Raw genomic sequence first — 17,240 nt, forward strand, 5'->3', positions numbered from 1 at the left:
CCCATGTCTTCCATTTCCGCCAGGACGCATCGCGTCCTGAAGCGGCGCGCGGCCATCTGGACCGCGCTCGCCTTCACGCCCGCGCTGTATGCGCAACCGGCGCCTGTCGCCACCCTGCCCAGCATTTCCGTGTCCGGCGACACGCCGCCCCTTACGCTGCTGGAAACCGCCGCCACCGGCACCCTGCTGGGACTGACGCCCTTCGAAACGCCGGCCAGCATCGAGATCATCAGCAACGAGCAATTGCGCGAACGGGGCGCCGTGACCGTCACCGACGCCATCATCCAGGCGGCCGGCATCACCGCCATGCGCCACCCCGGCAACGGCGGCTCGTCGCTGTCGGCGCGCGGCTTCACCGATTCCAATTCCATCGCACAGCTCTACGACGGTGTGCGCCAGTACGGCGGCGTCGGCCAGACTTTTATCTATGACCCCTGGGCCGTGGACCGCATCGAAGTGCTGCGCGGGCCCGCTTCGGTGCTGTATGGCGAAGGCGCCATCGGCGGCGTGGTCAACGTGATCCCCAAAAAACCCACGCGCGGACCGATTGAAAACGAGATCCAGGCCACGGTGGGCACGCACGATACCCAACGCCTGGGCATTGGCAGCGGCGGCGCGCTGGATGAAAAATGGTCGTACCGCCTGGACGTCAGCGGCAACCATACCGATTCGGGCATCAGCCTGGGCGATTCGCGCGACGCCGCCATCACCGCGGCGCTGCGGCTGGACGTGTCGCCCGAGCTGAACTTCACCCTGACGCAAGCCCTGGCCTGGCAGGAACCCACACGCTACTTCGGCACGCCGCTGCGCGACGGGACGATGGACTACGGCCTGCGCCACCAGAACTACAACGTGGCCGACAGCAAGATCATCTACCGCGACAGCCGCAGCGAGCTGAAAGCCGAGTGGTCGCCCAATGCCGCCACGCTGGTGAGAAGCCGCGTGTACTACCTGGGCAGTGACCGCGACTATCGCAACGCCGAAAATTACGCGTGGACGCCCGCGGCGATGATCGAACGCACCGGCTACACCGACATCCGCCACGACCAGGAACAGACCGGCATGATCACGGACGCCACGTTCGATGGCCGCCTGCTGGGCCTGGCAAACAAGGTGGCGGTGGGCTTCGAGGTGAACCGCTCCTCGCTCAAGCACACCAACAATTCCCCCTACTCCGGGACCTCGCTGGTCGATCCCTGGGAGCCGGATCACGGACGCTTCATCAACGTGGCCGGCACCACGCCGCGCTACCGCAACACGGCCAGCCAGTACGCGCTGTTCGCCGAAGACCGCCTGATGCTGACGTCGCGCTGGTCCCTGCTGGGCGGCCTGCGCTACGACCATATCGACTTGACGCGGCGTGACCTGGTGGCCGGCCAGACCGCCTACCGGACCACGTTCAACAACGTGGGCTGGCGCGTCGGCACGGTTTACGACGTGCTGCCGACCCTGTCCGTCTATGGGCAGTACGCCGAAGCCGCGGACCCGGTCGCCAGCCTGCTCCTGCTGTCCCCGGCCAACAAGAACTTCGACCTGTCCAAGGGCAAGCAGATCGAGGTGGGCGTGAAACAGACCTTCTGGGATAACAAGGGCCAGTGGACGCTCGCGGCGTATCACATCCAGAAGGACAATCTGGTGACGCGCGATCCGAACGACCCGGCGCTGCGCATCCAGGTGGGCGAGCAGTCCTCGCGCGGCGTGGAGGCCACCCTGAGCGTGGAACTGACGCCCGCGTGGCGCGTGGACCTGAACGCCGTGGCGCTGCGCGCGCGCTATGACGACTTCAACGAATCGGTCAACGGCGTCAGCGTGTCGCGCAACGGCAACGTGCCGTCGGACGTGCCGGAACGCGTGGCCAACGCCTGGGTAAGCTGGAAGTTCGCGCCGCAGTGGACCGCCAGCGCGGGCGTGCGCTATGTGGGCAAACGCTATGCGGATTCCGCCAACCGGATCGAGATGGCGGGCTACACGACCACCAACCTGGCCCTGCAATGGGAGGCGCGCCGCGATCTGAGCCTGGCGCTGCGCGCTTTCAATGTGTTCGACCGGCAGTATGCGGAAACCGCCTACTACAACCAGACGCAATGGCTGCTGGGCGAAGGCCGGCGCGTGGAGCTGAGCGCCAACTACCGCTTCTAGAAATCGCAGGACCCGCGCCGCTCCCGTGGACTGACGTTTTGTTACGCCGCGGGAACGGCGCTTGCTTGGGCGGACAGGCCATCCATACCGGAGCTTTCATGCCCTCGCACTATATCGACGCCACGACGCTGACGGTGTTGACCGTGAATACCCACAAGGGCTTCACCAGTTTCAACCGCCGGTTCATGTTGCACGAATTGCGGGAAGCGCTGCGCACGGCGGCCCCCGACGTGGTTTTTCTACAAGAAGTGCTGGGCGAGCATCAGGCCCACGCCGGACGCCACGAATCGTGGCCGGCCCAATCCCAGTACGAATTCCTGGCGGACACCCTGTGGACGGACTTTGCCTATGGCCGCAACGCCGTCTATCCCGAAGGCCACCACGGCAACGCGATCCTGTCGCGCTATCCGATCGAACGGCACGATAACCATGATGTCAGCGTCGACGGCCATGAGGGCCGCGGCCTGCTGCACTGCGTGCTGCGCCCGCCTTCCCTGCGCGCCCCGGTCCATGCGATCTGCGTGCATCTGGGGCTGCTGGAGCGCCACCGCAGCCAGCAACTGCGCCGCTTGTGCGACCTGGTGGCGCACGAGGTGCCCCCGGACGAGCCGCTGCTGATCGCGGGCGACTTCAACGATTGGCGCCTGCGCGCCGAGCGCCTGATGAGCCGTTGCGGGACGCGCGAGGTATTCACGTCGCGCCTGGGCCGGCCCGCCAGGACCTTTCCCGCGCGCTGGCCCTTGCTGCGCCTGGATCGCATCTATGTGCGCAGCGTGCGCGACTGGCAGCCTGTGCCCCTCGCCTCGCGGGTGTGGTCACGGCTGTCCGACCACGTGCCGATCTGCGCGGAGATCGCGCTATGAACCTGGGCTGGCGCGAACACAACCGGTACACGCTGCTTGAAAACGGCACGGAATACTTTCCCGCCGTGATCAAGGCCATCGAGGCCGCGCAGAGCGAAGTGCTGGTGGAGACCTTCATTCTTTTTGACGACGCGGTGGGCCAGGACATACAACGCGCCCTGATCGCGGCGGCGCGGCGTGGCGTCAGCGTGGATCTGACGGTGGACGGCTACGGATCCGACGAGCTGGGAGACGCCTTCGTGGGAGCCATGACGGAAAGCGGCATCCGCTTCCACGTGTTCGACCCCCGTCCCCGCCTGTTGGGCGTGCGCACCAATGTGTTCCGGCGCATGCACCGCAAGATCGTGGCGGTGGACCGGAAGCTCGCGTTCGTCGGCGGCATCAATTTTTCCGCGGACCACCTGCCCGAGTTCGGCCCCGAGGCCAAGCAGGACTACGCCGTGGTGCTGGAGGGGCCGCTGGCCGAGGACATTGCGGATTTTGCTCGGGCCGCGTTGAACGGCGGCGGGCCGCGGCGGCAGCGCCGGCGCCCTGCCCGCCTGGACCCCTTGCCGGACGGCGACGGCGGCGGCCGCCTGGTGGTGCGCGACAACGTCGGCCACCAGAATGACATCGAACGCTATTACCGGGCGGGCGTGCGCTCGGCCCGCCAGGACGTGCTGATCGCCAACGCCTACTTCTTTCCCGGCTACCACCTGCTGCGCGACCTGGCCAACGCGGCGCGCCGCGGGGTGCGCGTCAGGTTGTTGCTGCAGGGCGAGCCGGATGTGCTGGTGGCCCGCCTGGCCGCCACCATGCTGTATGACTACCTGATCGACGCCGGGGTGGAGATCCACGAATACTGCAAGCGGCCGCTGCACGGCAAGGTGGCCTGCTTTGATGACGACTGGTCGACGATAGGCTCCAGCAATCTGGACCCGCTGAGCCTGGCGCTGAACCTGGAGGCCAACGTGGTGGCACGGGACGCATCGCTGAATGCGGCGCTGCGGCGCAGCCTGGACCGACTGATCGCGCAGGATTGCCGCCCGGTGGAACTGCCCAAGAACTCCAAGCGCCGCCTGCGCCGCTTGTGGATCGGGGTGGTGGTGTTTCACTTCCTGCGGCGCTTCCCGGCCTGGGCCGGCAGCCTGCCCGCGCACAAGCCCCGGCTGCACTCCGTGGCTGCCGAACCTGGCGGGGACACCGCATGAGAATCTTCCGCACTTCGTGGATGCGGGCCGTGCGGCACCGCTGGCCCCGCATCAAGCGCATTCTGCCCATCCTCGTCCTGCTGGTGGTGGGCGGGCTGCTGTATTACTTCGGCCGCTCGGTGGACTGGCCCCAGGTCTGGATCGCCATGCGCAAGATTCCCGCCGAGCGGATCGCGGTGGCGGCGGGATTGGTGCTGGCGGGCTATCTGGCTTACGGCAGCCTGGATCTGTTGGGAAAACGGTATACGCACCATACCCTGGCGGCCCCCAAGGCCCTGGGCGTCGCCATCGTCAGCTACGCGTTGAATCTGAACCTGGGCGTGCTGGTGGGCGGCCTGGGCGCACGGCTGCGGCTGTATACGCGGCTGGGGTGCCGCAAGTCCGTCGCGACGCGCGTAGCCCTGTTTTCCGCGGCGTCGAACTGGATCGGCTACGGCTGGCTGGCGGGCGCGCTGTTCGTGTGGGGCGTCGTGCCCGTGCCCGCCGGGTGGGAAATCGGTTCGGGCATGCTGCGCTTGCTGGGCGTGGGACTGCTCGCGCTGGCTGGCGCTTATGTGCTGACCTGCGCGAAATCCCGCCGGCGCAATTGGACCTGGATGGGGCAGCGCGTGACCCTGCCCGGCGCGGGCATGGCCTTGGCCCAGAGCGCCGTGGCCGCGCTGTCCTGGGCGATCATGGGCGGCATCATCTATGTATTGCTGCAAGGCAAGGCGGACTACCCCGCGGTGCTGGGCATCCTGCTCTGCACCAGTTTCGCGGCGGTCATCACCCGCGTGCCGGGCGGGCTGGGTACGACCGAGGCTATTTTCGTGGCCGCGCTGGCGCCGCAGATCCCGGCCGCCGAAGTCCTGGGCGCGGCGCTCGCCTACCGCGCGCTCTACGCCCTGGCGCCCCTTTGCCTGGCGCTGGCGGCCTTTCCCCTGATCGAACTTCGGCTGGGACTGCGCCGCCGCAAAACGCCCGCGCCGCCCGCCCCGCCTGGTGGCGCGGCACGCCGCTTGCTGTAAGGCCGCCCATGAACCGTCCCCTTGCACCCCACACCGTCGCCGCCTATCCACGGCGCGCGGGCGCGTCCGAACATGAAATCGCTTCGCAGGAAGCGCTGGCGCTACGGCTGGCCGCCCTGCTGGGGCTGCGATTCGTGCCCGGGTTCCGGCCCAGCCGCCACCGCGGCGAACCTCCACCCTACTACGTGCCCGACCGCAGCATTACCAGTCTGGCGCGCGCCGCCAAACTGGGCATCTCGCGGGCGGCGGATCTGTACGGCGGCGTGACGCCGCACGCCTTCGTCGCGTCGAAGTCCATCACCCATGGTGTGTTCGATGCGCGGGCCAAGGCGCCCGAGGGCTGGGTGCGCAACCTGGCCGAGGAGCTGCGCGAGGTGGTGCTCAAGGGATATTCCGCCTTTACGCTGGAGGACGCGCAGCGCGCCGGAGAACGCATGCTGCGCGATGGAGCACTGCGCATCAAGCCGGCGGACGCCAATGCGGGCCGTGGGCAGATAGTCGTACGCACGCCGGAAGAACTGCGCAAGGGGCTAGCCCTGCAGCATGCCGCGTCCGTGCGCCGGCTGGGGCTGGTGCTGGAGGAAGACCTGGCGGAAATCTCCACCTACAGCGTGGGCTGGACCCGCGTGGGCAAGCTGGAAACCTCGTATGTGGGCACGCAGCGCCTGACGCCGGACAACGACGGGGTGTCGGTCTATGGCGGTTCGACGCTCTGCTTTGCCCGGGGCGGCTTCGACGAGTTGCGGGCGCTGGACCTGTCCGACGAAGAGCGGCTCGCCGTCGATATGGCCTGCCGCTACGACACGGCGGTGTCCACCGCCTACCCTGATTTCTTTGCTTCGCGCCGCAACTACGACGTCGCCATCGGGCGCACGGCGGCGGGCGAACCGCGATCCGGCGTGCTGGAACAGTCCTGGCGCGCGGGCGGCGCGAGCATTGCCGAGCTTGCGGCGCTGCAGGCATTCCTGCTGTCGCCCTCGTTGAAGACGGTGCTTGCCGCCACCCGCGAACGCTATGGCCACGACGAACCCCTGCCGACGCCGCAGCGCTGCGTCTACCGGGGCGAGGATTCCGCCGTGGGTATGATTACCAAGTCGGGTGGCATTCTGGAGGAGGACAATGGCGGCGTTTAGCGATCCCATCGACATCGAGGTGGCGGACCAGCGCCTGGCGGGCACCTTCCTCACCCCCGAGAACAAGGTGCCCGGGGTCCTCTTCATCCACGGCTGGGGCGGCGACCAGGCGTTCGACCTGGCGCGCGCCAAGGGGATTGCGGCGCTGGGCTGCGTCTGCCTGACCTTCGATCTGCGCGGGCATGCGGCCACGCAGGCGCAGCAGATGCAGGTGTCGCGCGACGACAATCTGCGCGACGTGATGGCCGCGTATGACCGGCTGGCGTCCCATCCGTCGCTGGACAGCGGTTCGGTCGCGGTCGTGGGCAGCAGCTACGGCGGCTACCTGGCCGCCATCCTGAGCGGGCTGCGGCGGGTGCGGTGGCTGGCGCTGCACGTGCCCGCCCTGTACCGGGACGACGAGTGGATGCTGCCCAAGAACCAGCTCAATCGCGACACGCTGCGCGCCTACCGCAACAGCCATGTGGAACCCGAAAGCAACCGGGCCCTGTCCGCGTGCGCGGAATTTCCGGGCGACGTGCTGATCGTCGAAGCCGAGCACGACCTTTATATTCCGCACTCCACCATCATGAGCTACCGCTCGGCATTCCGGCGTTCGCATTCGCTGACGCACCGCATCCTCGACGGGGCGGACCACGGGCTGAGCGACAAGGCCTCGCAGCAGGCCTATACGTCGATCCTGGTGAATTGGGTCACGGAGATGGTCATGGGCGCGCGGATCGGCCGGGCCCGGCCCGCGCCGTGATCGGCCTCAGGGCTTGCCGGGGCTGAGCAGATCCGACAGCGCGTTGCCCAGTTCCTTGACCGCGCCGGAGACGCCCTCGGCGGCACCTTCCGCGCCGACACCGATGGCGTGACCAAAGCCTTGCGCCACCTGGGCCGAGAAGCCGCGCGTCACGGAAAATTTGGGATTGTCCAGCCGGCCAGCCAGCGCGAAATCAAAGCGGATCGTGCCGCTCTTGTCCTTCAGCGCGGCCAGCACGGCCTTGCGCGGCAGCGAGAACAGGTTGCCGTCTCCGCCGAACTTCAGGCCGTGCAGCGCCACGGCGCCGGAGGCGCGCAATTCCCGGCCCTTGATGGCGGTTTTCATGTCGAGGTCCATAGACCCTGCCGTCAGCGAGCCCGCGCCATTGTCCGATAGATACGGCGCCGCATAGCGGATGTCCATGTTGCGCACGGCGACCGTCATGTCGGCGTCCGTGCCGCCGACGACCACCTTGCCTTGCGCCCGCACCGTCGATTCGCCATTACGGTTTTCTTCGACCTTGCCGCTGAATTCCATGTCGCTGGCGGTGCCGTCGCCCGGGATCATCACGGGATGCAGGCGCGCCTGGACGTCGGTGAACGGAATCCGGTGCGGCGGCTTCGCCACCTCGCCATCCAAATATTGCAGGCGGCCATCGCGCAGCACCAGGTCCGCGACGCGGATGGGCTCGTTTCGACGAGACTTGCCGTCGCCGCCGTCGCCGGCCCGCAGCGCGGCTTGCACGGCCGGCGATATCTGCATGGCGCCGTCCGCGCCCCGGACGACGGCGAAATCGAAATCTTCGATCGTGATGCGCTTGAAGACGGCCTCGTGCCGCAGGAAGGCGGACCATTCCGGTTCGAGCACGATGCGGCGCGCCCGCGCGCCTGGCTGACCCGAGGCGCCGGGCACGGCGACGTCGGTCAGGACCACCTGCCTGAACCCGACCTGCACGTTGCCCACCTGGCTGCGCGGCCCCAGCATGCTTGCGATGCGCTGTTCGGCGATGCGGGTGGCCGCCAGCGCAAGCACGCCGGCGATCGCCGCGATCAGAAGCAGGATGGCCAGGACGTTGCCCCAGCCCGACCGGCCTCGCCGGGCGTCTGCGTTCAAGCTCATTGTGTTTCCCGAAGTCTGGAGTGGCGATGGCGCCTTGCGCGCCGCATTCCTTTCACCATAGCGAGGCGCGGCGCCCTGTGCAACCCGAGCATCGTCCTGGATGCGCAATCGTTCATCAATGGTCAAAAAGGATGAGGCCACTCACGAACGAGGCTTGCGCCAGCGCGGCAAGCAAGCGGCGTGCCCAGCCGGAGGACGCGCGTCAACGGAACCTGTCGCGCTTCCAGGACAGGCGCCAATAGCGCTCCATCTGCTCGTCCTCGAAGGGCGAGCCATATCCGGAGCCCTCGGCCCCGGCCAGGCTGGCATGGGCAGCCGCCGCGCGCTGCCTGGCGCCATCGGCGTCGCCTTCCGCGAGGCGGATCGGGGTCGCGACGATATGCTGATGCAGCAGGAAGGCAAGCCGCTCCTGCACGGCCCCCGGGCGGCCTCGGTCCGAGGCTTCCTCGTAGGCCACCCAGCTCACTCGGCGAAACAGGCCGCGGATCGTCAGCGCCGCGTCGCAGACCCGCACATGGGCCGAATGGAACAGCCCCAAGGGCATGAGGATGATGCGGGGACGCAGGGTGGAGAGCGCGGCGGCCAGCGCGCCGGTCAGGCGCCCCTCTTCGCCGACGTCCAGATATTGTTCGTCCAGCAGGTCCATCTGTACGCCTTGCACGCCCAGCAGGGCCAGCGCCCGATCGCTTTGCGCGTGCCGGACCAGGACCGCCTGCCTGCCGTCCTTGAAGCCGCTGCGGCGGTCCCTGTCGCTCAGTTGGCCCGCGCCGAGCGGCATGCCGGAAAAAACGGTGAGGACGGTGCTGTCCGGGCGTCCCGCGAGCAAGCTCCCGCAACTGACGACGGCGTCGTTGAAGTACGGGGAGATCGCAATCAGTCTGCCTTCGGCCAGCATACCGTCCTCTCCGGGGCTACCAGTACGGCGGCTGGTTGTAGTACTGGTGAATGCCGCGCGCCCAGGTCTCGTCCGCCATGCTCGGCCAATTGTCCTTATCGAAGCCTTCGGCATTCTTGAGCGTGTCCTTGTCCACGTTCAGGACGAAGCACTTGCGATCGGTATCCAGCGTCAGCGCGCCCCAGGGAATGGCATACAGCTTGTCGCCGATACCCAGGATGCCGCCGCGCGACAGCACCGCGTAGGCGATACGGCCGTGGGGCACATCCAGCATGATGTCCTGGATGCTGCCCAGCGATTCGCCCGCGGGGTTGTAGACGTCGTTGCCTTCCAGCGTGCCCGCCGCCATCACTTGCGGACCGGGTCCGCTGGGGTCGCTTTTTGGCCCGCCCACGATGTTGGTCTGGCTTTGCGCCTGTCCGGCGCCTGTCAATGGTTGGTTCATCGTTTTCTCCATGGATGGAATGTGCCGCGAGGCTAACGGTTCGCCCCGCGGCCTTCCCTACGCAAGCGATGTGCCGCACGGCTTAGCCGGGGCCGCGAGCACGGAAAGCCGGCCGAGGGCGGCATTTTTTACACGCAAGGCCGATAAAGCCGGGACCGGCCCCGCGTGCTGCTAGGCCCGGCCCCGCCGGCGTGCGTGGTGCGCACGGCATCAACGCCGGCGATGGTCCGACATCATGCAGATGCCGGCCAGCACGCCGATCAACGCGGCGCCCGCCACGCTCTTCCAGGCGTTCTCATGCACATATTCGTCGGTGGCGTGCGAGACCTCCCGGGCCCGGTCCCACGCGGCGCGCTCCCAGCCCTTGGCCTGCTCCCGCGCCGCGTCCAACTGATGCTTGAGCTTGTCGCGCGCGGCTTCGATCTCGGACCCGCTATAGCTGGCGGTGCTGCGCAGCAGGTCCTCCGTGCCGGTTATCAGGTCGCGCACGGTGCGCGTTGAACTGTCCGACGGTTGAAACATATTGCGCAGCCTCTCTTGCTTGTTCATGTGCTCTCCTTGGTAAGTGGGGATCATGCTTGCGGCATGGCCTGGACGGACTCAGCCGCAAGCGGCATGCCGTCCGCCCAGCCGGTCGATGCCGGGCGTCTGTTGCGGGTCTACGCCCGGCATGGGGTTGGGAATGCTGTCGGGCGGCCACCGCCCCTTCTCGTCCTTCTCATGGCCGGACGAATCCGGCTTGGGTTGTTCGGCGGGCGCCTGTTCGGGCGCGGGGCGCCCGCCCTGCCCGGGCTTGGGGGAATTGGTTGCGCCTGCATTGCTCATGTTGTGCTCCTGACATCGTGAAATCCGGCGGCGGCGGTCAAGCCCACCACTGTTTGATCGTGGCGCGGAGGGCCGCGCCGCCCGCCTCGCCGTTTTCCTTGCGCAGGGCCTGAAAGTACGCGCCGATCTGCTTGGCGGGGATATGCGGGGGTAATGGCGGCATCTCCGGGTCGGTCACCATTTCAAGGACCACGGGACGCGTCGCCGATAGCGCGCGATCCCACGCGGGGCCCACCGCTTCCGGGCTGTCGACGCGGATGCCTTCCAGCCCCAACAGCCGGCCGTAGTCGGCATACGAGAACTCCGGCAACCATTGCGAGTCCGCGAAGCGCGGGTCGCCGCCCATCACGCGCTGCTCCCAGGTGACCAGGTTCAGGTCGCCGTTATTGAGCACCATCACGACCAGCGTGGGATTTGCCCAGTCTTTCCAGCGATGGGCGATGGTGATCAGTTCGTTGATGCCCAGCATCTGCATGGCGCCATCGCCCACCAGCGCGATCACGGGGCGGTCGGGATAGGCCAGCTTGGCCGCCAAGGCATAAGGCACGCCGCAACCCATGGTGGCCAGCCCGCCCGACACCGAGCCCATCATTCCTTCCCGCAAGTCGATGTCGCGCGCGTACCAGTTCGCGGCGGACCCGGAATCGCAGGCGATGATGGTTTGCGGTGGCAGGCGCCTGGACAGTTCAAGAAACGGCCGCTGCGGGTTCAGCGGCTTGGCGTCCACCATGGCGCGCGCATGCACCGTGTCGCGCCAGTTGGCCACCTGCTTTTCGATACGCTCGCGCCAGCGCCGCGCTTTCTTGTGCTCCAGCAGCGGGATCAGGGCCTGCAGGGTCAGCCTGCTGTCTCCGACCAGGCCCACCTCGACGGGGTAGCGCAGGCTGAGCTTGCGCCCGTCGCGGTCGATCTGCACCCCGCGCGCCTGCCCTTCCTTGGGCAGGAATTCGGCGTAGGGAAACGAGGTTCCCACCATCAGCAGCGTGTCGCACTCGTTCATCATTTCCCAACTGGGCTGGGTGCCCAGCAGCCCGATGGCGCCGGTGACATACGGCAGGCTGTCGGGCAGGACGGCCTTGCCCAGCAGCGCCTTGGCCACCCCGGCGCCCAACAGTTCGGCGACCTGGCTGACCTCCGGGCCCGCCTCCAGCGCGCCCGCGCCCACCAGCATCGCGACCCGCTCTCCCCGGTTCAGGATGTCGGCGGCATTTCGCAGCGCATCCGCGCCGGGCACGCTGGCGTGCGAGGTCAGCCCGATGCCGGTATGAACCGTGCCGTGCTCGCGCGGCGGAACCTCCACCGCGGGCAGATCCTGCACATCGTTGGGAAATATCAGGCAGGTGACGCTGCGGCGTTCCATGGCGATGCGCACGGCGCGGTCCACCATGTGGCGCGCCTGCTCGGCGGTAGTGGCCATATGCACGAAATCGTGCGCCACGTCCTTGAACAGGCTGACGAGGTCAACCTCTTGCTGGTAATCGCCGCCCAGCGCGCTGCGGGCCTGCTGCCCCACCAGCGCGACCACGGGCTGGTGGTCCAGCTTGGCGTCATACAAGCCATTGAGCAAGTGGATGGCGCCGGGGCCGGACGTGGCCAGGCATACACCCACCTGGCCGGTGAATTTGGCGTGGGCGCAGGCCATGAACGCCGCGCTTTCCTCGTGCCGGGCCTGAATGAATTCCAGCGGCTCCTGCGTGCGGCCGAAGGCGCCGATCAACCCGTTTATCCCGTCGCCAGGGTAGCCAAAGACCCGTCTGACACCCCATTGCGACAGCCGCTTCAACACGAAGTCGGACACTGATTCCATACGTTTCTCCCGCGTTCGTCACTGAAAGCAAGTGCAGGCAGCAATCGCCGTTCCTGCCCGCAAAGGGAAATCGGGCGCATGCGGGGCACAAAAATTACAAAGCGGGCGCCGGGCGGCGCCTACACCTTCCGTCCTAGCCGTCTTTCGGAGGAAAGCGCGGGCGGATTTTCTGCTGCACTGCGGCATTTTCTTGGCCGCGCTCGGGTTTGGGCACACCGCTTGCGTATACGCAGGCTTCGGCGGGATCGCGGTTCATGTCCGTGGCCTGCCACCCACCTGGAGCAAGCATGGCGAAGACGAGAACCCTGATCGTGGCGGGGGAAGCGTTCCCCCTGGCCAAAACGGGCGGCCTGGGCGATGCCATCACGGGCATGGCTCGCGCATTGAGCGAGGCGCGGGTGCCACTGACCGTGATGCTGCCGGCGTACCGGGGCGTAACCGCCAAACTCAAGCGCGTCCACACCGTCGCGACGCTGACGGACATGCCGGGCGGCGACGCCTCGCTTCTGGCCGGCACATGTCCGCAATCCGGACTGGACTATCTGCTGGTGCAGAACGATGCCCTGTACGACCGCGCGGGCATCTATGCCGACGAAAGCGGCGCCGAGCATCCCGACAACGGTACGCGCTACGCGGCCCTGGCGCATGCGGCGGTGCGCGTGGCGGCCGGCCTGCCCGGCGTACTCCGCCCCACGCTGGTGCACGCCCACGACTGGCACGCCGGACTGGTGCCGCTACTGCTGCGCGCGGCCCGCCTGCATGACGTGAAGAGCGTGATGACCATACACAACCTGGCATTCCAGGGCTTGTTCCCCATGGAATGCGCGGACCTGTACGGCGTGCCCGATTGGGCGCGCAACGACGACGGCGCCCAGGCTTGGGGCAAGCTGAACTTCCTGAAGGCCGGCATCCGCTACGCGGACCGCGTCACGACAGTCAGCCACACCTATTCCCGCGAGATCATGACGCCCGCCTTCGGCTGCGGGCTGGATGAATTGCTGAGAAGCCGCGCGGGCGATCTGCTGCCGATTCCGAACGGCATCGACGACGTGCTCTGGAATCCCGCGCGGGATCCCTATCTGCGCAGCCACCGCTACTCGGTCCGCGACCTGGCGAACAAGGCCTATTGCAAGGCGGCCCTGCAGCGTGAATTCGGGCTGCGTCCGGATCTGGGCGCCACCCTGATGGCCATGGGCAACCGCCTGACCGAGCAGAAAATGGTGGATGTGGCCGTGCAGGCGCTGCCCGAGGCGCTGGACCGGCATCCCGGGCTGCAGATCGCGATCCTGGGCCAGGGCGACCACCGTCTGGAACAGGCCCTGCTGGAGATTGTCGACCGGTATCCGGGTCGTTGCGCGGCCCACATTGGCTACGACGAGGGTATCGCCCACCGGCTGCACGCGGGCGCGGACATCCTGCTGCACGCCAGCCGCTTCGAGCCCTTTGGCCTGACCCCGCTCTATGCCATGCGTTATGGCGCGTTGCCGATCGGTTCGCGCGTGGGCGGCATGGCCGACACGATCGAAGATCCCGGTCCGCGCGCGCCGCTGTCCGCGATGGCATCGGCCAACGGGCTGCTGTTCGATGGCGACGCTCCGCAAGCCATGAGCGCCGCCATCGAACGGGCGGTGAATCTGCGTGGGCACCACTTGTTGTGGCGGATCATGCAGCGCAACGCCATGACAGCCGACTTCGGCTGGCGGTCTGCGGTCGGACTCTATGCGAGCCTGTACCGCTCGCTGGTCGAGCCGGAATCCGCCAACGCGCCCGCTGCGCCCGCCGGTCAACAGGTCGGGCGCGGCGCCGTCGCCCGCCTTCCCCGTTCCGGCGGCGCCATGCCGGCGACCATCTAAGGAGAACGCCCGGTGCCTACACCCAGCGCCGTTCCGCACCCCCGCACGCCTTTGCGCCTGTACCACGCCCGCCATGGCCTGGACGCCGGCCCCGCGGGCGGCGCGCCAGGCCTGTATGCCAGGCTGGAGCAGCGCGGGTTCAATGCCGTCATGATTCCCGCCCCATGGCTCGTGTCTCCCGACGGCGGTTCCGGCGCCCCACTGGATGCCGACACCGCCGTGATGGATGGCGTGGAGGTTCCCCTTACCCACTGGTACGCGCAGGCGGCCAGGCAGCTATCCGCGCACCGGCTAGGTCTGTACGTGGATGTGATCCTGGACCGCTGCGCCCGCGATGCGGTCGCGGCCACCGCGGCGCCGGGCTGGTACCAGTCGCGCCATGACGATCCGGCGCGCGATCCCCGTCTGTCCGCCGAGGCGCGCAGCGTACTGCATTTGCAAGACGGGCCCTTGCCGCCCGGCTTTCTGGCGGCGTGGACCGAAAGGCTGTCACGCTGGCTCAGCCATGGCGTCGACGGCGTGGTCTTCCAGGCGCCGCATCGCCTGCCCGCTTCGGCCTGGCGCGATCTGTTCGCGGCATTGCGCCGGCAGCGCCCCGACGTGCGGCTGCTGGCATGGACCCCGGGTCTCGCGCCCGAGAGCCTGGCGGCCTTGCGCGACGCGGGCTTTGACGCCTCTTTCTCTTCCCTGCCCTGGTGGGATTTCAAGTCCGCCTGGCTGGCCGACGAAGACGCCAGGCTGCGGGCCATGGGCGGCGTGATCGCATCGCCGCCCCAAGTCGGCGCGGCGCGGCCCAAGGTCGATGGCAAGCGCGCGCTGTGGAGCGCGGCCGTATCGGGCGACGGCTTGATGTTCAACGACGATGACGAACGCCTGCTGCCCGGTGTCGCCATGGTGAACCGCTGGTTCGCCGACACCCGCCTGCAGGGCCCGTTGCGCCTGCTGGGCGGCCGCGATGGCGGCTGCAGCGTGCTGTTGCGCGGCACGGAGGATGGCGCGTCAGCCGCGCTGGCCATCAATCCGTCGGATGCCCGCGAGGCGGACCTGGACTGGGATGCGCTTGCGCCCCTGCTGCCCCCCGCCGACCTGGTGCCGCACACGCCGCCCGAGGGGCTGCAGGCGGACGGCAATGCGCTGGCGCCGGGCGAATGCGCTCTGCTGATGCTGGCCCCCACGGAACCGGTGCGCGATGTCGCGCGCCACCAGAGGACTCGCGCCGACGACGCGGCGAACCTGCGTATCGCGCTGGAAAACGTCAGCCCCGCGGTCGATGGAGGCGCCTTCCCGGTCAAGAGCATTCCGCATGCGAGCATCGCCGTGCAGGCGGACATCTTCATGGACGGCCACGACCAGCTTGCCGCCGAGCTGCGCTGGCGGGCCAAGGACGAGCCCCGCTGGCGCACGGTGCCGATGGAGCGCGGCCTGAACGACCGCTGGGAGGCCGCGTTTCGGCCGCGGCGCGTGGGCGCGCACGAATTCGCCGTCGCCGCCTGGTTCGACGCCTGGCACACCTTTCGCCACGACATCGAGTTGAAGCATCAGGCCGGCCGCGACCTGAGCCTGGAGGTGCACGAGGGCCTGGCGCTGTTGCGCGACGCCCTGGCGCGCGCGCAAGCCGGATCGCCGGGTGACGCCGCGCCCGTGCAGCGTGCTCTGGACGCTTTCGCGGACGCCGACCTGGCGCGGCCGGCCCCGCCCACGCTCGAACAGGTGGTCGCGCTGCTGGATCCGGAACTGGCGCGCGCCATGCGTGACCTGGACGATCATCCGTTCGAAGCCGTCAGCCCCCTGGCCTATCCCGTCTGGGTGGACCGCAGCCAGGCCTGCCATTCAAGCTGGTATGAACTGTTCCCGCGATCCCAGGCCGCCGAGCCGGGCCGGCACGGCACCTTCGACGATGTGATCGCCCGGCTGCCGGACGTGCGCGAGATGGGCTTCGACGTGCTGTACCTGCCCCCCATCCATCCGATCGGCCAGCGCAACCGCAAGGGGCGCAACAACAGCCTGCGTGCCGAGCCGGACGATGTCGGCAGCCCCTACGCCATCGGCGCGGCCAGCGGCGGCCATGACGCCATCGAACCCCAGCTTGGCACCCTGCCCGATTTCCTGCGGCTGGTGGACGCCGCGGCCCGGCAGGGCATGGAGATCGCGCTGGACTTCGCCATCCAGTGTTCGCCCGACCATCCGTGGCTGGCGCAGCATCCCGACTGGTTCTCGTGGCGGCCCGACGGCTCGCTGCGATACGCCGAGAATCCGCCCAAGAAGTATGAGGACATCGTCAACGTCGCCTTCTACGGCGCGCCGGCGCGGCGCGCGCGCAAGCTGGGCCTGTGGCGGGCGCTGCGCGACATCGTGCTGTTCTGGGTCGGGCACGGCGTGCGCATCTTTCGCGTGGACAACCCGCATACCAAGCCGCTGCCCTTCTGGCAGTGGATGATCGGGGAAGTGCATGCGCAGCATCCCGACGTGATATTCCTGTCCGAGGCGTTCACGCGGCCAAAAATGATGTACCGCCTGGCGAAGATCGGCTTCACGCAGTCGTATACCTACTTCACCTGGCGCAACGAAAAAGCGGAGCTTGCGGCCTACCTGGAAGAAATATCGTCGCCGCCCGCGGCCGACTTCTTCCGGCCGCATTTCTTCGTGAACACGCCCGACATCAACCCCTTCTTCCTGCAGACATCGGGCCGCCCCGGTTTCCTGATACGCGCCGCGCTGGCGGCGTTGGGGTCCGGATTGTGGGGCGTCTACAGCGGCTTCGAGCTGTGCGAGGGCGCCGCCTTGCCGGGCAAGGAGGAATACCTGGACTCCGAGAAGTACGAACTGCGGCAACGCGACTGGCATCGCCCCGGCAACATCCGCGCCGAGATCACCCGCCTGAACCAGATCCGCCGCGCCAATCCCGCGCTGCAGACCCACGCGGGGCTGACGCTTGCGGCCAGCGGCAACGACCGCGTGCTGGCGTTCTACAAGTCCACGCCGGGCCACGGCAATGTGGTGCTGGTGGCCATCAGCCTGGACCCGTTCCTGCCCCAGTCCGCCCGCATCGAAGCGCCCTTCTGGCTGTTTGGCGAGGCCGATAGTGGACAACTGGCCGCCGAAGACCTCCTGACCGAAAGCCGCGAGACCTGGCATACGAAGACCCGCGCGCTGACGCTGTCGCCCGATCAACCCTATCGCGTGTGGCGCCTGTCGCTGCATGGATGACGCCCACGCCCC

At 68.0% G+C, this 17,240-nt stretch carries 15 protein-coding genes; 8 read left to right on the forward strand and 7 right to left on the reverse strand.

The features are described 5' to 3' along the window. The first annotated feature begins 3 nt into the window (after positions 1-3). From ASE30_RS09295 to ASE30_RS09320, 6 genes are all read left to right on the forward strand, one after another. Positions 4-2,139 carry a TonB-dependent siderophore receptor gene (locus ASE30_RS09295; protein WP_082601532.1) on the forward strand — a complete coding sequence of 712 codons (2,136 nt, stop codon included), beginning with the start codon at positions 4-6 and terminating at the stop codon, positions 2,137-2,139. A 98-nt stretch (positions 2,140-2,237) separates the two neighbouring features. Beyond that, on the forward strand, positions 2,238-3,002 hold the full coding sequence (locus tag ASE30_RS09300; protein WP_057284025.1) for an endonuclease/exonuclease/phosphatase family protein: 765 nt from the start codon (positions 2,238-2,240) through the stop codon (positions 3,000-3,002). Continuing rightward, positions 2,999-4,192, forward strand: coding sequence for a cardiolipin synthase ClsB (clsB, locus tag ASE30_RS09305; protein WP_057284026.1), 1,194 nt, complete (start codon positions 2,999-3,001; stop codon positions 4,190-4,192). Before ASE30_RS09300 ends, clsB begins: the two co-directional genes overlap by 4 nt. Beyond that, complete coding sequence (locus ASE30_RS09310) at positions 4,189-5,199, forward strand: lysylphosphatidylglycerol synthase domain-containing protein (RefSeq protein WP_082601533.1); 1,011 nt, start codon at positions 4,189-4,191, stop codon at positions 5,197-5,199. Before clsB ends, ASE30_RS09310 begins: the two co-directional genes overlap by 4 nt. Positions 5,200-5,207: 8 nt before the next feature. After that, positions 5,208-6,332 carry a DUF3182 family protein gene (locus ASE30_RS09315; protein WP_057284028.1) on the forward strand — a complete coding sequence of 375 codons (1,125 nt, stop codon included), beginning with the start codon at positions 5,208-5,210 and terminating at the stop codon, positions 6,330-6,332. Next, positions 6,319-7,077, forward strand: a complete 759-nt coding sequence (locus tag ASE30_RS09320) for a S9 family peptidase (protein ID WP_057284029.1) — start codon at positions 6,319-6,321, stop codon at positions 7,075-7,077. The genes ASE30_RS09315 and ASE30_RS09320 overlap by 14 nt, the downstream gene beginning before the upstream one ends. A gap of 6 nt (positions 7,078-7,083) precedes the next feature. Here ASE30_RS09320 and ASE30_RS09325 read toward each other — a convergent pair whose 3' ends face one another. The 7 genes from ASE30_RS09325 to ASE30_RS29750 all read right to left on the reverse strand — a co-directional run bounded on the left by ASE30_RS09325 (position 7,084) and on the right by ASE30_RS29750 (position 12,424). Next, positions 7,084-8,196, reverse strand: a complete 1,113-nt coding sequence (locus tag ASE30_RS09325; protein ID WP_057284030.1) for a DUF748 domain-containing protein — start codon at positions 8,194-8,196, stop codon at positions 7,084-7,086. Between the two features lie 202 nt (positions 8,197-8,398). Continuing rightward, a complete protein-coding gene (locus ASE30_RS09330; RefSeq protein WP_057284031.1) occupies positions 8,399-9,091 on the reverse strand; it encodes a PIG-L family deacetylase in 693 nt (230 codons plus the stop codon). 16 nt (positions 9,092-9,107) lie between these two features. After that, positions 9,108-9,536, reverse strand: a complete 429-nt coding sequence (locus ASE30_RS09335) for a PRC-barrel domain-containing protein (protein WP_082601534.1) — start codon at positions 9,534-9,536, stop codon at positions 9,108-9,110. Between the two features lie 210 nt (positions 9,537-9,746). Next, entirely contained in the window at positions 9,747-10,085 is a 339-nt protein-coding gene (locus tag ASE30_RS09340) for a YqjD family protein (RefSeq protein ID WP_057284033.1), read from the reverse strand. A 51-nt stretch (positions 10,086-10,136) separates the two neighbouring features. Then, the gene (locus tag ASE30_RS09345) at positions 10,137-10,361 is read right to left on the reverse strand and encodes a hypothetical protein (RefSeq protein WP_057284034.1); all 225 of its coding nucleotides are present in this window, start codon (positions 10,359-10,361) and stop codon (positions 10,137-10,139) included. A 37-nt stretch (positions 10,362-10,398) separates the two neighbouring features. Next, positions 10,399-12,168 carry a thiamine pyrophosphate-requiring protein gene (locus ASE30_RS09350; protein ID WP_057284035.1) on the reverse strand — a complete coding sequence of 590 codons (1,770 nt, stop codon included), beginning with the start codon at positions 12,166-12,168 and terminating at the stop codon, positions 10,399-10,401. Between the two features lie 133 nt (positions 12,169-12,301). After that, positions 12,302-12,424: a hypothetical protein gene (locus tag ASE30_RS29750; protein WP_255366936.1), complete on the reverse strand. Its 123-nt coding sequence runs from the start codon at positions 12,422-12,424 to the stop codon at positions 12,302-12,304. A gap of 31 nt (positions 12,425-12,455) precedes the next feature. Here ASE30_RS29750 and glgA point away from each other — a divergent pair, with 31 nt between their 5' ends. Both glgA and ASE30_RS09360 read left to right on the forward strand, forming a co-directional pair. Further along, positions 12,456-14,021 carry a glycogen synthase GlgA gene (gene glgA / locus ASE30_RS09355; protein WP_057284036.1) on the forward strand — a complete coding sequence of 522 codons (1,566 nt, stop codon included), beginning with the start codon at positions 12,456-12,458 and terminating at the stop codon, positions 14,019-14,021. Between the two features lie 12 nt (positions 14,022-14,033). Next, entirely contained in the window at positions 14,034-17,228 is a 3,195-nt protein-coding gene (locus tag ASE30_RS09360) for an alpha-1,4-glucan--maltose-1-phosphate maltosyltransferase (protein ID WP_057284037.1), read from the forward strand. The last annotated feature ends 12 nt before the right edge of the window (positions 17,229-17,240 follow it).

The sequence above is a fragment of the Achromobacter sp. Root83 genome (assembly GCF_001428845.1).
GTDB lineage: Bacteria > Pseudomonadota > Gammaproteobacteria > Burkholderiales > Burkholderiaceae_B > Achromobacter.

Bases quoted from the DNA above. Each gene is read 5' to 3' on its own strand.
- ASE30_RS09295 (WP_082601532.1), top strand. From the start codon at position 4: ATGTCTTCCATTTCCGCCAGGACGCATCGCGTCCTGAAGCGGCGCGCG.
- ASE30_RS09300 (WP_057284025.1), top strand. From the start codon at position 2,238: ATGCCCTCGCACTATATCGACGCCACGACGCTGACGGTGTTGACCGTG.
- clsB (WP_057284026.1), top strand. From the start codon at position 2,999: ATGAACCTGGGCTGGCGCGAACACAACCGGTACACGCTGCTTGAAAAC.
- ASE30_RS09310 (WP_082601533.1), top strand. From the start codon at position 4,189: ATGAGAATCTTCCGCACTTCGTGGATGCGGGCCGTGCGGCACCGCTGG.
- ASE30_RS09315 (WP_057284028.1), top strand. From the start codon at position 5,208: ATGAACCGTCCCCTTGCACCCCACACCGTCGCCGCCTATCCACGGCGC.
- ASE30_RS09320 (WP_057284029.1), top strand. From the start codon at position 6,319: ATGGCGGCGTTTAGCGATCCCATCGACATCGAGGTGGCGGACCAGCGC.
- ASE30_RS09325 (WP_057284030.1), bottom strand. From the start codon at position 8,196: ATGAGCTTGAACGCAGACGCCCGGCGAGGCCGGTCGGGCTGGGGCAAC.
- ASE30_RS09330 (WP_057284031.1), bottom strand. From the start codon at position 9,091: ATGCTGGCCGAAGGCAGACTGATTGCGATCTCCCCGTACTTCAACGAC.
- ASE30_RS09335 (WP_082601534.1), bottom strand. From the start codon at position 9,536: ATGAACCAACCATTGACAGGCGCCGGACAGGCGCAAAGCCAGACCAAC.
- ASE30_RS09340 (WP_057284033.1), bottom strand. From the start codon at position 10,085: ATGAACAAGCAAGAGAGGCTGCGCAATATGTTTCAACCGTCGGACAGT.
- ASE30_RS09345 (WP_057284034.1), bottom strand. From the start codon at position 10,361: ATGAGCAATGCAGGCGCAACCAATTCCCCCAAGCCCGGGCAGGGCGGG.
- ASE30_RS09350 (WP_057284035.1), bottom strand. From the start codon at position 12,168: ATGGAATCAGTGTCCGACTTCGTGTTGAAGCGGCTGTCGCAATGGGGT.
- ASE30_RS29750 (WP_255366936.1), bottom strand. From the start codon at position 12,424: ATGAACCGCGATCCCGCCGAAGCCTGCGTATACGCAAGCGGTGTGCCC.
- glgA (WP_057284036.1), top strand. From the start codon at position 12,456: ATGGCGAAGACGAGAACCCTGATCGTGGCGGGGGAAGCGTTCCCCCTG.